14 protein-coding genes are annotated in these 12,619 nt (G+C 64.1%); 4 read left to right on the forward strand and 10 right to left on the reverse strand.

The genetic code is table 11. The annotated features are described in order from the left end of the window. Positions 1-67 precede the first annotated feature (67 nt). Genes KVO92_RS22090 through KVO92_RS22100 form a run of 3 tightly spaced genes read left to right on the forward strand, consistent with a single transcriptional unit; the run spans position 68 to position 2,565 of the window. The gene (locus KVO92_RS22090) at positions 68-775 is read left to right on the forward strand and encodes an ABC transporter ATP-binding protein (protein ID WP_217477737.1); all 708 of its coding nucleotides are present in this window, start codon (positions 68-70) and stop codon (positions 773-775) included. A gap of 3 nt (positions 776-778) precedes the next feature. Continuing rightward, positions 779-2,044 carry an ABC transporter permease gene (locus tag KVO92_RS22095; RefSeq protein ID WP_217477738.1) on the forward strand — a complete coding sequence of 422 codons (1,266 nt, stop codon included), beginning with the start codon at positions 779-781 and terminating at the stop codon, positions 2,042-2,044. 8 nt (positions 2,045-2,052) lie between these two features. Beyond that, positions 2,053-2,565 carry a DUF3299 domain-containing protein gene (locus KVO92_RS22100; RefSeq protein WP_217477739.1) on the forward strand — a complete coding sequence of 171 codons (513 nt, stop codon included), beginning with the start codon at positions 2,053-2,055 and terminating at the stop codon, positions 2,563-2,565. Positions 2,566-2,828: 263 nt separating this feature from the next. Here the strand turns inward: KVO92_RS22100 and KVO92_RS22105 are convergent, their stop codons facing one another. The 6 genes from KVO92_RS22105 to KVO92_RS22130 are packed head-to-tail and all read right to left on the reverse strand — an operon-like array spanning position 2,829 to position 7,707. Continuing rightward, complete coding sequence (locus KVO92_RS22105) at positions 2,829-3,920, reverse strand: tetratricopeptide repeat protein (protein ID WP_217477740.1); 1,092 nt, start codon at positions 3,918-3,920, stop codon at positions 2,829-2,831. Position 3,921: 1 nt separating this feature from the next. Continuing rightward, positions 3,922-4,632: an energy transducer TonB gene (locus KVO92_RS22110; RefSeq protein ID WP_217477776.1), complete on the reverse strand. Its 711-nt coding sequence runs from the start codon at positions 4,630-4,632 to the stop codon at positions 3,922-3,924. Next, positions 4,632-5,045, reverse strand: coding sequence for an ExbD/TolR family protein (locus KVO92_RS22115; protein WP_217477741.1), 414 nt, complete (start codon positions 5,043-5,045; stop codon positions 4,632-4,634). The genes KVO92_RS22110 and KVO92_RS22115 overlap by 1 nt, the downstream gene beginning before the upstream one ends. A gap of 10 nt (positions 5,046-5,055) precedes the next feature. Next, on the reverse strand, positions 5,056-5,601 hold the full coding sequence (locus tag KVO92_RS22120) for a MotA/TolQ/ExbB proton channel family protein (RefSeq protein ID WP_217477742.1): 546 nt from the start codon (positions 5,599-5,601) through the stop codon (positions 5,056-5,058). Then, positions 5,594-6,940, reverse strand: a complete 1,347-nt coding sequence (locus KVO92_RS22125) for a MotA/TolQ/ExbB proton channel family protein (protein WP_217477743.1) — start codon at positions 6,938-6,940, stop codon at positions 5,594-5,596. The genes KVO92_RS22120 and KVO92_RS22125 overlap by 8 nt, the downstream gene beginning before the upstream one ends. Beyond that, on the reverse strand, positions 6,937-7,707 hold the full coding sequence (locus KVO92_RS22130) for a DUF3450 domain-containing protein (RefSeq protein WP_217477744.1): 771 nt from the start codon (positions 7,705-7,707) through the stop codon (positions 6,937-6,939). The genes KVO92_RS22125 and KVO92_RS22130 overlap by 4 nt, the downstream gene beginning before the upstream one ends. A 195-nt stretch (positions 7,708-7,902) precedes the next feature. On the opposite strand from KVO92_RS22130, the gene KVO92_RS22135 reads away from it, so the two are divergent. Continuing rightward, on the forward strand, positions 7,903-8,589 hold the full coding sequence (locus KVO92_RS22135) for an OmpW/AlkL family protein (protein WP_217477745.1): 687 nt from the start codon (positions 7,903-7,905) through the stop codon (positions 8,587-8,589). A gap of 69 nt (positions 8,590-8,658) precedes the next feature. Here the strand turns inward: KVO92_RS22135 and KVO92_RS22140 are convergent, their stop codons facing one another. From KVO92_RS22140 to KVO92_RS22155, 4 genes are all read right to left on the reverse strand, one after another. Further along, positions 8,659-9,588 (reverse strand): NAD-dependent epimerase/dehydratase family protein, encoded by a 930-nt coding sequence (locus KVO92_RS22140; RefSeq protein ID WP_217477746.1) that lies wholly within the window; start codon positions 9,586-9,588, stop codon positions 8,659-8,661. Further along, positions 9,581-10,465: a sugar nucleotide-binding protein gene (locus tag KVO92_RS22145; RefSeq protein ID WP_217477747.1), complete on the reverse strand. Its 885-nt coding sequence runs from the start codon at positions 10,463-10,465 to the stop codon at positions 9,581-9,583. Before KVO92_RS22145 ends, KVO92_RS22140 begins: the two co-directional genes overlap by 8 nt. 10 nt (positions 10,466-10,475) lie before the next feature. Beyond that, positions 10,476-10,961, reverse strand: coding sequence for a single-stranded DNA-binding protein (locus KVO92_RS22150; RefSeq protein WP_102852785.1), 486 nt, complete (start codon positions 10,959-10,961; stop codon positions 10,476-10,478). 166 nt (positions 10,962-11,127) lie between these two features. Continuing rightward, the gene (locus KVO92_RS22155; RefSeq protein WP_217477748.1) at positions 11,128-12,495 is read right to left on the reverse strand and encodes an MFS transporter; all 1,368 of its coding nucleotides are present in this window, start codon (positions 12,493-12,495) and stop codon (positions 11,128-11,130) included. Positions 12,496-12,619: the final 124 nt, after the last annotated feature.

Here is a 12,619-nt window from a genome sequence, read left to right on the forward strand (position 1 = left end):
CCCGGCGCCTGCCGCCACTGGGCCCGACGCAGTAAACTCACCGGCTTGTCTGAAACGGATCATCTCGATGACCGCACCCCTGCTCAACCTCCACCAACTGGGGTTCGCCTGGCCCGGCCAGGCCGACCTGCTCGACATTCCCGCGTTCACGCTGGAACGCAACCAGAGCCTGTTTCTGAAGGGGCCGTCCGGTAGCGGCAAGACCACCTTGCTCGGCCTGATCGGCGGGGTGCAGAAAGCGCAGCGCGGAACCGTCCAGTTGCTCGGCACCGACCTCGCCGCGCTATCCGCTGGCGCGCGGGACCGTTTTCGCGTCGACCACACCGGCTACATCTTCCAGCAATTCAACCTGCTGCCCTTTCTCTCGGTGGCCGAGAATGTGGCGTTGCCCTGCCACTTCTCGACGGCACGCGCCGAGCGCGCCCGGCAGCGGCATGGCAGCGTGACGCAAGCAGCTGCAAGCCTGCTGCAGCATCTCGGGCTTTCCAGAAACCTGCTCGAGCGACGTGCCGAAGCCTTGTCGATCGGCCAGCAACAGCGCGTCGCCGCGGCACGTGCGCTGATCGGCCAACCAGAACTGGTGATTGCCGACGAGCCCACCTCAGCGCTCGACGCCGACAGCCGGGAGGCCTTCCTGCAATTGCTCTTCGCCGAATGCCGCGAAGCCGGCTCAAGCCTGCTGTTCGTCAGCCATGACCAGAGCCTGGCGCCGCTGTTCGACCGTAGTCTGTCCTTGGCGGACCTCAACCGCGCCGCTCGCGCCCCGGAGATATAGGCCATGTACCTGCTGCGCCTGGCCTTGGCGAGCCTGAACAATCGCCGCTTCACCGCCCTGCTCACCGTCTTCGCCATTGCCCTCTCGGTGTGCCTGTTGTTGGCCGTCGAGCGTGTGCGCACCGAAGCCCGCGCCAGTTTCGCCAGCACCATCAGCGGTACGGACCTCATCGTCGGCGCCCGTTCCGGCTCGGTGAATCTGTTGCTGTATTCGGTGTTCCGCATCGGCAACGCCACCAACAACATTCGCTGGGACAGCTTCGAGCACTTCGCCGCGCATCCTCGCGTCAGCTGGGCCATCCCGATCTCGCTGGGCGACTCCCATCGCGGCTATCGGGTCATGGGCACCAGCCGCGCCTATTTCGATCATTACCGTTACGGTCGCAAGCAGCCGCTGCAACTGGCACAAGGTCGCCCCTTTGCCGAAGACCCGTTCGAGGTGGTGCTGGGCGCCGAAGTGGCCGACGCGCTGCACTACAAGCTGGACGACCAGCTGGTGCTGGCGCACGGCGTGTCGACGGTCAGCCTGGTCAAGCATGACGACAAGCCCTTTCGCGTCGTCGGCATCCTCAAGCGTACCGGCACGCCGGTGGATCGCACCCTGCACATCAATCTGGCCGGCATGGAAGCCCTGCACATCGACTGGCAGAACGGCATGCCGGCCCGCGGCGCGGCGCGCATCGACGCCGAGCAGGCACGTCAGATGGATTTGCAGCCCAAGCAGATCACCGCCTTCATGCTCGGCCTCAACAGCAAGATCGCCACCTTCGCGCTGCAGCGCGAAATCAACCAGTATCGCGGCGAACCGCTGCTGGCCATTCTCCCGGGTGTGGCCTTGCAGGAGCTCTGGAGCCTGATGGGCACGGCGGAAAAGGCCCTGTTCGTGGTATCGCTGTTCGTCGTGCTGACCGGCTTGATCGGCATGCTGACGGCGATCCTGACCAGCCTCAACGAACGGCGTCGGGAGATGGCGATCCTGCGCTCGGTGGGTGCGCGGCCCTGGCATATCGCCAGCCTGTTGATACTCGAGGCGTTCAGCCTGGCGCTGGCCGGGGTCCTGTTCGGCCTGCTGTTGCTGTACGTCGCGATTGCGGCGGCGCAAGGACCGTTGCAGAGCCAGTACGGACTCGACCTGCCGTTGGCCTTGCCCAGCACCTATGAGTGGTCATTGCTTGCCGGCATACTGCTTGCCGGGCTGCTCATGGGTGGCGTGCCGGCCTGGCGCGCCTACCGGCAGTCCCTGGCCGACGGCCTGTCGATCAGACTATGAGGAACGCCATGTCTCGCCTGTTGCTCGCAACGCTGCTAGTTCTCGCGGCGCCCTTCACCATTGCCGATGTCCGAGAGCTGCAGTGGTCGGACCTGATACCCGCGGACGCTCCACCGCCTCCACCACCGGTGGCGATGCACGACCTGTCGCAGCTGGCCGACGCACTGGCCGCCGAAACGGGACCGGCAGCGGCGCAGCAATCGCCCGCCGAGCCGGTCGTCAAAGCGCTCGATGGCGTTCAAATCAAACTACCAGGCTATATCGTGCCGCTGGACATGAGCGAGGACGGCCGGGTAACCGAATTCCTCCTGGTGCCCTACTTCGGCGCCTGCATCCACGTGCCACCACCGCCATCCAACCAGATCGTGCATGCCACCAGCGAGCTGGGCGTCAAGGTCGACGAGCTGTATCAGCCGTTCTGGATCGAAGGGCCGTTGAAGGTCGAACACGCGACCAGCGAGCTGGCCGATGCGGGTTATCGCATGGAAGCGCAGAAAATCTATCTCTACGAGCTCGAATAAAGGCAGTCTTGTCGCGGCCTGAGCGGCTTGATCAGCGGGACGATCATCGCCGAAGTCCGCTTGCACAAGCTGATCGCCACGCCAGTAGCCGCGCGCCGAATCGCTCGCCGCGGCCAGCAACTGGCATCCAGACGCCTGGCAACCAGAGCGCATAGACGCGAAACCCCGCATCCTTGGCGGGGTTCCGTGCAAATCTGCTGGCAGGTGTAAAGTCGCCCAAAAGCCAGGCGCGGTGTCAGTTGCCGAGTCGCTCCGCCAACCTGTCAGCGAGTGCTGGCGACCTGACGCTGGCGCTCGAAGCTCAACTCGCCTTGGGCCCACTCGCGCCAGGAACGAACCTTGCGCCGCTCGGCACCCGCGCGCTCGGCCTGCTTCAGCGCTTCGAGGCCGGCCTGCCAGCGGGCCTGCTCCAACTCCAGCTGAGCGACATTCATCCAGAGCTTGGCGCTTCCGGACGTCTGGGCCAGATCACGGTAGATCCGTGCCGCTTCCGCGCGCTCGCGTGCCTGCCACCAGAGCATGCCCAAGCGCTCACGCCGCTGGGCATCGCCGGGCAGAAGGCGCGACTCCAGCATGCCTTGCAACAGCTTCGCGCCTTGCCAGGGCTGGCCGGCCGCGCCTGCCAGGAGCACCAGGTTGTCCAGCTCCGCCTCGCTGAAGCGCAGCCCTTTGGCATGCGCTGCACGGAGGGTCGCGAGCGCCTTGTCCTCGTCACCGCCCATCTGCTGCAAACTCGCCAACTGGCGCCAGCGTTTTACCTGATCAGGATGACGGGCTAGCAACTGTCTTTGCCAACGCTCGGCAGTCTCGTAGCGCTTCAGCTCGGCGTTGCCCGCGACCAGAAACTGCAACCAGGTGTCGGCCGCGTTGGGATTGGCCTGAACATAGCGCTCAGCCAATGGCAGCGCCTTCGCGTGTTGCCCGAGCCCCTGGTAAGCCTGCACCAGCATCTGCAGCACGTCCTCGCTGGCCTGGGCTGGCGAGCCCAGCAGGCTGACAACCTTGGCGTAGCGCCGCTCGATCAGATTGAGTTTCGCCAGGTTGAGCCGCTCTGTCGGCAACATCGCCTCGTCCAGCTTGCCGCTGGCGATCGCCTTGTCGAGCAAGTCGAGCGCTTGCCGACTGTTACCCTCGGCCCAGGCCAGATAGGCCTCACTGCGCCATAGCAAAGCCTGTTCTGCGCTACCTGGCTTGGCCTCGACCTGCTTCAAAGCACGATGTGCAGCAGCGTAGTCGCCTTTTTCCTGCGCACTCTGCGCACGCTCCAGTGCCTTGAAAATCGACGGGTCGATGCTTTGGGCAGCATGAGCCGATACAGCGAACAACAACGAGATCAGTAACAGCAAACGGGGCATGTCAGCGTTCTCCTTGCAGGCGGAAATGCAGGGTTTTAACGGCTTCGCGCGACACTGCCGAGCCGTTTTCGGTACGCGGCGCAAAGCGCCAGCGAGCAGCGGCACGGCGTGCTTCACGGTCGAAGACATTCGGCGGCGAGGCATCCAGTACGCGAATGTTTTCGACCTTGCCTGCAGCCGTGATGGTGAAGGCGAGCTTGATGTGGCCCTCGATGCCGCGCTGACGTGCGCGATAGGGATACTCCGGGCGCACATCGTTGAGCGGCATGACTTCCTGCTCGGGGCCGGACTGACCCGCCGTTTCGGCCGCCGACGGGGCCGCTGGCGCAGGCGGTGCTGCCGGGGCGGACGCTGCCGTCAGCCCGGCGAGACTAGGCGCGGGCGCGCTGGCCACTGAGACACCGATATCGAGTTTCGGCAGAGGCAGGTCGAGCTTGGGCAGGTTGGCAGTCGGGCTGGCCATGCTCGGTGTCGGCGGCGTGGGCGGCTGCGGTGTCTTCGGCTGAGGCGGTTGCGGTGCCTGCTGCCGCGAGCGTGTCGCGGCACTTTCGTCACGGCTATCCATCCGCACGAAATTGGCGATGGCCACCGGATCGTCCGTTACCTCGCTACGCGGCGGGTTGACCATGCTCAACATCAGCGCGAACAACAGCAACGCCACCACACAGGCGGCGACGAAGGACAACCCGACCCGGGCCAGTCCGCGCGCCATCATGGCGCTCCCGACGTGGCAGCAAGGGCTACGTCCTGAACCCCGGCCATTCGCGCCTGATCCATGACCTGAACCACCAGGCCGGTTCGGGCGTCCTGATCGGCCTGCACCACCACGGCGCCGTCGGGCTGGTCGACGCGCATGCGCTCGACATGTGCGCGTACGCTGCGCACATCCACGGCCTGCTTGTCGATCCAGACCTGGCCGTCGGCAGTCACCGCGATCAGGATATTGCCCTTGTCCTGGGCGCTGGCCGTGTCGGCCTGGGGCCGCTGAACCTCGACACCCGACTCCTTGATAAAGGAGCTGGTGACGATAAAGAAGATCAGCATGATGAAGACCACATCGAGCATCGGTGTCAGGTCGATGCCGGTGTCTTCTTCCTGCTGGTAGTGGTGACGACGCATGCGCATCCGGTAATCCTCAATCGTGACGCAGCTGGTCGGCCAGCCGGTCGAGAGCCTGGCGCGAAATACGTTCGAGACGCGCCAGGCTGAACAGTCCAGTGATGGCCAGCACCATGCCGGCCATGGTCGGCAGGGTCGCCTGCCAGACGCCAGCGGCCATGCCGCGGGGATTGCCGGTGCCGTTGAGCGCCAGCACATCGAAGACCGCGATCATGCCGCTGACCGTGCCCAGCAGGCCGAGCAACGGATACATGGCCACCAGGGTCTTGCTCATCCGCAAGGGGCCGGCGAGCTGCTGCTGGGCCTGGGCCAGCCAGGCGCTTCGCACGGCGCGCTGCCAGTTCCCAGACTGGTGACCCAGCTGAGCCCAGGCTCGGCGCCGGCTTTCAACCCAGCGTGGAAACACCCTGCGCATGAACCACAGGCGCTCGAACACCAGCGTCCAATAGAGCACGCACAAGGCTGCCAGCGCCCACATCACCGCGCCGCCTGCCGCCATGAAGTCGAGCAGCGAGTAAGCACTGTCGACCAGGCGCAGCCATTGGCCATGCAGATCAGTCACGGCGTGGAGTTCCCGACAGGTGCAGCGCGATCAACCCGGCGCTCTGCTGTTCGAGCAGCTGGATCAGTGCCTTGCTGCGGCTGGCCAGCAGGCTGTGCAGGAACAGCAGCGGGATCGCCACCACCAGCCCCAGCACGGTAGTCACCAGCGCCTGGGAGATACCATCGGCCATCAGCCGCGAATCGCCGCCGCCACTTTGGGTGATGGCCTGGAAGGTCACGATCATGCCGGTCACGGTACCCAGCAGGCCGAGCAGCGGGGCGACGGCGCTGAGCAATTTGAGCAGCGGCTGACCGCGTTCGAGAGGCGGCGTCTCTTGCAGAATGGCCTCGTCGAGCTTGAGCTCCAGGGTTTCCAGGTCGGACAGCTGTGGTTTGGGGCCCAGCACGCCGATGATCCGCCCCAGCGGGTTGTCATCACGCGGCTGGCTGAGCTCACGGGTCTGCCGGCTCACCGCGCGCCCGACACGGGCCAGGTAGACCATGCGCCAGATGGCCAGGCACAGGCCAATGGCACCCAGAACCAGAATCACCCAGCCCACCAGCCCTCCCTGTTGGACGCGGTCCCACAGCTGTGGTTGACGCTGCAGCTGGGCCAACAGCGAACCGCGCGTGGGATCGATCGGCAAGGTAGCCAGGGCCTGGTCACTGCTCAGGTAGTCATCCACCGTGCCCATACCGTCAGGTTGGCGGCTGGGGGTCAGCAGCTCGCGGGCGTCGCTGTCATAGCGCAGGAAGCTGTCTTCGGTGAACGCCGCGAAGTTACCGACGCGCAGAACCGATCGTTCGCTGCGCTGGCCGTCAGCATCGACCACCGGCAATGCGACACGCTCGACCTGGCCGCTGGCCGTGAGGTCTTCGAGCAGGGTCATCCAGAAGCCATCCAGATCGTCCGCCGACGGCAGCGTCCGGCTTTCGGCCAACGCCTTGAGCCGCTTGAGCCGCTCCGGGTATTGGGCGTTAAGCAAGCTGTCCTGCCACTGTCCGGCAATGTCGCCGGCACTCTGGCGAACCACGCCGAAGAGTTCGCCAAGATGGCCGACCCGCTGCGCCAGCAATTTTTCCTGCTCGGCCAGCTCCGCCTCCTGGCGATCGAACTCGGCCTTCAAGCGCTCGGCTTCGGCCTTCTGCTGTTCAAGTGCTGCATTGGCCCGCGCCAGCAGCTGCGCCTGCTCGCTGCGGTTCTGGATGAACGCCTGCTCACGCGCCTGCATGGCATCCACTTCCGCGGCGCGCTCACTGCGAATCCGTTGCAGCAACTGTTCCGGCGACAGTGGCTCAGCGGCCTGGACCATCGCAGGCAGCAGCCCCATGAGCAACAGGGTCAACAAACGATTCATTGCGCAGCCTCCGTGGCCAAGGTCTTCACTGGCAGCTCCAGCCAGGCCGGGGCCTGTTGCTGACGAGCGATGGCGATGGCTTTGGTGATTGGCCGACGGGCACTGCCATCCAGCACTTCCCAAGCACGAGTTTTCGGGTTCCACCAGCCGCTCTCGTGGGCATCCAGGGTCTGGTAATAGAGCATGGTGCGACCCAGGCGCAGGAATTCGACACTGCGACTGCCGCCCTCGACGGGCAGCTCGCCGCGCCAGGCCTCCAGCGTGCGGCCGTAGTCACTCTCGATCTGGTAGGCCTCGAGGATTCGGCGGTATTTCTCGGCAAGGCTGACGTCCGCCCGGGCCTGCATGTCCTGCAGGCCGGCCAGGCGATCAGCCCTTTCATCGGCCAGGAACGGCAGGTCAGCCGCGATGAATTCTTCGAGCACCTCGATCATCCGCCCCATCTGCGGCGCAACGGCTTGCTGGGTGCGCTCGATGCTGTCCAACTGGCGCTGGAAACCGGCAAGTTCCTTGCGCTGGCCAGCGGTCAGTTCGGTCAGCTGTTCGTTATAGGCCTTCAGCGCCTCTGCCTGCTGCACCGCACTGCGGTAGTCGTTGAGCATCTGCCGGCTGGCGTCGTCGAGCTGCTCGACACGCGCTTGCGAGGCTTTCGCCTCAGCCGCCAATCGCTGGCTTTCGTCCAGCGCGGCGTCCAGCGGAGCTGCGTGGAGCTGCACACAGCATGGCAACACGACGGCCGCCAGTAGGCGGGGAATAAAGGCTTGCATTCATGGATCCTTGCAGACGAAGGTCAAACTCGAAAGAGAAACATTATCATCTACATCCGCAAGCAAAGGCAACCCGGGCAATACGTCGCAGCCCAGGCGGCGCGGGGCGTTTCGTTGAGCTGGATCAAAATCGAGGCATCGCTGCGCCCTAACATGGCGCCAACCGCAACACACCTGTCTCGATGGAGTTCCATTATGCGCAAGACCCTGTTTACCGCTTCCGTGCTGGCCGTGGCCCTCGCCGCTCCCTTCGCCCAGGCCCATCAGGCGGGTGATGTCATCGTTCGCGCTGGTGCGATCACGGTTGATCCGCGCGAAGACAGCGGCGACATCTACGTGGGCGCGCTGGCAACAAGCGTTGCCGGAACCAAGGCCACCCTCGACAGCGACACACAACTGGGCCTTAACTTCGCTTATATGGTGACCGACAAGATCGGCATCGAACTGCTCGCCGCCAGCCCTTTCACTCACAACGTAGGCGTAGCGGGAATGCCTGGCGCTTTCGCAGGTTTAAACGGCAAGCTGGGCGAGCTCAAACACCTGCCTCCGACCCTTAGCGTTGTGTACTACCCGCTCGACAGCAAGTCAGCTTTTCAACCTTATGTCGGTGCGGGTATCAACTACACGTGGTTCTTCGATGACAAACTCAGTAGTGAAGCAGAGGGTAAAGGCTTCAGTGGTCTGGACATGAAAGACTCTTGGGGACTGGCTGCGCAAGTTGGCATGGATTACATGCTGACCGACAACGTGATGGTCAACGCCCAGGTCCGCTATATCGATATCGACACCACGGGCACTACAAACTTTGCCGGAGCCAAGGTGAAAGTCGACGTCGACGTCGACCCCTTCGTCTACATGGTCGGCCTCGGCTACAAGTTCTGACATCCTAGGCACAGCCGCGTCGCAGACAAACAAAAGGCGCCAATGGCGCCTTTTGTATTCACAGCACCGCTAGAGCCCCAGCAGCTTCGCCAGCCCGTCGCGCATGCTGGTCGGTGGCTCGGGCAAGCGATAACGCTCCAATAGCCGCCCGTTGTTGGCACGCGAGTGGCGAATATCGCCCGGTCGCGGGGCTTGATGACGTACCTCTGGCAATCCGCCAAGCACTTCGCCAACCGCCTCGAGCAGTTGATTCAGCGACGTGGCGCGATTGAGCCCCACGTTCACCGCGCCCTCCCGAACGTCCGTTGCGTCCAACGCCTGGACTAGCACGTCGACCAGATCGCCTACATACAGAAAGTCACGAGTCTGCTCGCCATCGCCAAAAACGGTGATCGGCAGGCCTTTGCGTGCGCACTCGGTAAAAATGCTGATAACGCCGGAATACGGAGAGGACGGATCCTGCCGCGGCCCGAAGATATTGAAAAACCGAAAGATCACCGGCTCCAGCCCATGCTGGCGCCGATAGAAGTCCAGGTAGTGCTCGCTGGCCAGCTTGTCCACCGCATAGGGCGTCAGCGGTGACTTGGGTGTGTCCTCGTCGATCGCCTGGCCTTCACCATTGTTGCCGTAGATCGCCGCACTGGAGGCGAACACCACCCGACGCACGCCTTCGGCGCGCATCGCCTCGCAAAGGTTGAGCGTGCCGATCAGGTTGCTTTGATGTGTCCCGACCGGGTCGTCGACCGACGCCTGCACCGAGGCCACGGCCGCCAAGTGCACCACGGCCCGACAGCCCTGAACCGCCCGCCGCACGGCGGCCGCATCGGCCACATCGCCGTCCAGCACCTCCAGGCGATCACCGCCCGCCAAATTGCTGCGCTTGCCGCTGGAAAAGTTATCGAGCACCCGCACCGCATAGCCTTTTGCCAGCAACGCATCGGCCAGGTTCGAGCCGATGAAACCCGCGCCGCCGGTAATCAGGATTGGGGAATCAGCCATGACGGTAATAGCGCTCCAGCAGACTCGGCAACCCGGCGCGCCAAGCGCGCGGCTTGATGCCGAAGGTATTGAATATCTTCTTGCAGGCCAGCACGCCATGCTGAGGCTCGTCCGCCGCGTCCGAACAGGCCGCATGCGCAACAGGTGTCAGGCGCTCTACCCGCAACGAGCGATACTGCGCTGCCTCGGCCTGCAGCGCCTGCCCCACCACCAGCGGCGTGGACGCCTCGTGACCACCATAATGGTAGGTCCCCCACAGCGGCGCCTGGCAATCCAGCTGTTTGAGCACAGCCAGAATGACCCGTGCGGCGTCTTCGACCGGTGTAGGGTTGCCCCGTCGGTCATCGGCGAGACACAGCTCCTCGTCCTGTTCGAGACGTTGCAAAAAGCGCCCGAGTAGCCCGTCCGCACTGTCGTCCAACAGCCAACCGAAACGCAGCAGGACATGGCGTGGGCAAAGCGCGCGAACGCTTTGCTCGAAGCGCCATAGCGCGTGGCTGCGGGCATCGAGCGGCGCTACGTCGTCCTTTTCGCTGTACGCGGTGGTACGAGCACCGTCGAAGACGCGATAGCTCGACGGCTGCAGCAAGATGAGTTGATGATGCTGGCACAACTCGGCCAGGCGCTCGACCGCTCGCGCCTGCTGGACCAACACGGTCTCGTCGACCTGGCTACTCTGGAACCAGTCGAAATAGTAGGCGAGGTTGATCACCAGATCCGGACGGTTTTCATCGAGCAAGTCGGTCAGGCTGGGAGCGTCCCAGCCCTGCTCGGGCGGGCGCGGCGCAATGAAGCCGATATCGTCTTCGGCTCCGAGGCGGATCAGCGCCTGACCCAGGGCATTGCCGCCGCCCAACAGCATCAGGCGCATTCGCATTGAGTGAACTCTAGAACGGAATGTCGTCGTCGAAGCTGTCGTAGTCCGGCGCGGGCTGCTGCGCTGGCTGCGGCTGGGACTGCGGACGAGACTGCTGCGGCTCGCGCTGGGGACGCGGCTGCGACTGACGTGGGGCGTCGTCCGAGCTGCCACCACGGCCGCCCAACAACTGCATGGTACCGCCCATGTCCACAACCACCTCGGTGGTGTAGCGCTTGACGCCGTCCTTTTCCCACTCGCGGGTCTGCAGACGCCCTTCGATGTAGCACTGCGAACCCTTGCGCAGGTACTCGCCAGCGATCTCGGCGACCTTGCCGAACAACACGACACGGTGCCACTCGGTGCGCTCCTGCTGCTGTCCGGTCTGCTTGTCCTTCCAGCTGTCGGTAGTGGCCAGGGTGATGTTGGTCACCGCATTGCCATTGGGCATGTAGCGGGTTTCCGGGTCGCCGCCGACATTGCCGATCAAGATGACTTTATTCACCCCTCTGGCCATGGGTAACTCCTTCGTAAAAGCATGAATGGGTTGGCTCACTGGAGAGAATTTCCCGCTCGGGGAAAAGCCAATGACCGCTAATCTTACCTTACCGCCCCTGGTCGGCCAACCGGCGCAACCTCACACAATGGAGCGGTAAAGGGTATCGCCAGCCCGTTACCGGGGCTCAGGCGACCAGACGATCGAGCGCGCCGCGATCGAGCACCTGCATGTCGACCTTGACGTAGGCTGCCGATTCCTCGGCGATCACCACGGCATCCGACACCCCCGGAACCGCCAGCATGCGCTCGACCAGCGCGGGGTTACGCGCGGCGTCGGCCGACAATGGCAGCCTCAGACCGGTCACGTAGGGCGGCTCGCGCATGCCCCAGGTCAGCAACAGCCATAGCCCGCACAGCACCGCACAACCGGCGAACACCAGCCCCAGCCCACCGACCTGATAGAACCAACCGCCGATCACGCCCCCCAGGCCGGAGCCGAGGAACTGACAAGTCGAATAGATGCCCATCGCCGTGCCTTTGCCGCCGGCCGGTGCCACCTTGCTGATCAACGACGGCAGCGACGCCTCCAGCAGATTGAACGCCACGAAGAACACGATCATGCCGCCCACCAGCGACCAGAGCCGGTTACCGAACAGCCAGAAGAACAGCTCGGCCGCTATCAATACGCCGACGGCACCGAGCACCACGCGCTTCATCTGGCGTTTCTTCTCGCCGTAGATGATGAAAGGCACCATGCCGAAGAAGCCCACGACCAAGGCCGTCAGGTAGACCCACCAGTGCTCGTCCTTCGGCAACCCGGCTTCATCGACCAGCGCCAGCGGCAACGCGACGAAGCTCGCCATCAGAATCGCATGCAGCGCGAAGATGCTGAAATCGAGCCGCAGCAGATCCGGGTGCCGCACCGTGGCGCCCAGCGCCTGTCTCGCCACGCCGGACTCACGATGCCGCAGATGCCGATGCGCACGAGGCAATAGCGCGATGATTACCATGCCCAGCAGCGCCATGCCGGCGGTGACCCAGAACAGGCCGGACAACCCGAATGCGCGCGTCAGCAGCGGCCCGACGACCATCGCCACAGCGAACGACACGCCGATGCTCATGCCGATCATCGCCATCGCCTTGGTGCGATGCTGCTCGCGAGTGAGGTCCGAAAGCAGGGCCATCACGGCCGCCGAGATGGCACCGCCGCCCTGCAGCACCCGCCCGGCAATGACGCCCCATATTGAATCGGCTGATGCCGCCAGCGCCGCACCCGCCGCAAAGATCAGCAAGCCGAAGTAGATCACCGGCAACCGGCCGATACGATCAGAGAGTATGCCGAACGGAATTTGTAGCACGGCCTGGGTCAAACCATAGGCACCGATAGCGAGACCAATCAGTGCCGGTGTCGCCCCTTTCAGCTCCAGGCCGTAGGTCGCCAGGACCGGCAGGACCATGAACATACCGAGCATGCGAAACGCGAAAACCAGCGCCAGTCCGGAGGCAGCACGGGTTTCTGCGGCGCTCATGCGCTCGCTGTAGGGATCATGCATGTGAGGTCTCGCTTGAATGAACCGGCGGCGATTCTACCAGTCATCCCCTGCTCGGCACAGGTTAGCCACTTTGCCGCAGTGACGCCCCTGGCCGTATAATTTCGGGTTTCCGCCCGCCACGCGA

This window comes from Stutzerimonas stutzeri, assembly GCF_019090095.1.
Lineage (GTDB): Bacteria > Pseudomonadota > Gammaproteobacteria > Pseudomonadales > Pseudomonadaceae > Stutzerimonas > Stutzerimonas stutzeri_AN.

What these genes read in the sequence shown, in the direction of transcription:
- KVO92_RS22090 (WP_217477737.1), top strand. Translation starts at nt 68, where the DNA reads ATGACCGCACCCCTGCTCAACCTCCACCAACTGGGGTTCGCCTGGCCC.
- KVO92_RS22095 (WP_217477738.1), top strand. Translation starts at nt 779, where the DNA reads ATGTACCTGCTGCGCCTGGCCTTGGCGAGCCTGAACAATCGCCGCTTC.
- KVO92_RS22100 (WP_217477739.1), top strand. Translation starts at nt 2,053, where the DNA reads ATGTCTCGCCTGTTGCTCGCAACGCTGCTAGTTCTCGCGGCGCCCTTC.
- KVO92_RS22105 (WP_217477740.1), bottom strand. Translation starts at nt 3,920, where the DNA reads ATGCCCCGTTTGCTGTTACTGATCTCGTTGTTGTTCGCTGTATCGGCT.
- KVO92_RS22110 (WP_217477776.1), bottom strand. Translation starts at nt 4,632, where the DNA reads ATGGCGCGCGGACTGGCCCGGGTCGGGTTGTCCTTCGTCGCCGCCTGT.
- KVO92_RS22115 (WP_217477741.1), bottom strand. Translation starts at nt 5,045, where the DNA reads ATGCGCATGCGTCGTCACCACTACCAGCAGGAAGAAGACACCGGCATC.
- KVO92_RS22125 (WP_217477743.1), bottom strand. Translation starts at nt 6,940, where the DNA reads ATGAATCGTTTGTTGACCCTGTTGCTCATGGGGCTGCTGCCTGCGATG.
- KVO92_RS22130 (WP_217477744.1), bottom strand. Translation starts at nt 7,707, where the DNA reads ATGCAAGCCTTTATTCCCCGCCTACTGGCGGCCGTCGTGTTGCCATGC.
- KVO92_RS22135 (WP_217477745.1), top strand. Translation starts at nt 7,903, where the DNA reads ATGCGCAAGACCCTGTTTACCGCTTCCGTGCTGGCCGTGGCCCTCGCC.
- KVO92_RS22140 (WP_217477746.1), bottom strand. Translation starts at nt 9,588, where the DNA reads ATGGCTGATTCCCCAATCCTGATTACCGGCGGCGCGGGTTTCATCGGC.
- KVO92_RS22145 (WP_217477747.1), bottom strand. Translation starts at nt 10,465, where the DNA reads ATGCGAATGCGCCTGATGCTGTTGGGCGGCGGCAATGCCCTGGGTCAG.
- KVO92_RS22150 (WP_102852785.1), bottom strand. Translation starts at nt 10,961, where the DNA reads ATGGCCAGAGGGGTGAATAAAGTCATCTTGATCGGCAATGTCGGCGGC.
- KVO92_RS22155 (WP_217477748.1), bottom strand. Translation starts at nt 12,495, where the DNA reads ATGCATGATCCCTACAGCGAGCGCATGAGCGCCGCAGAAACCCGTGCT.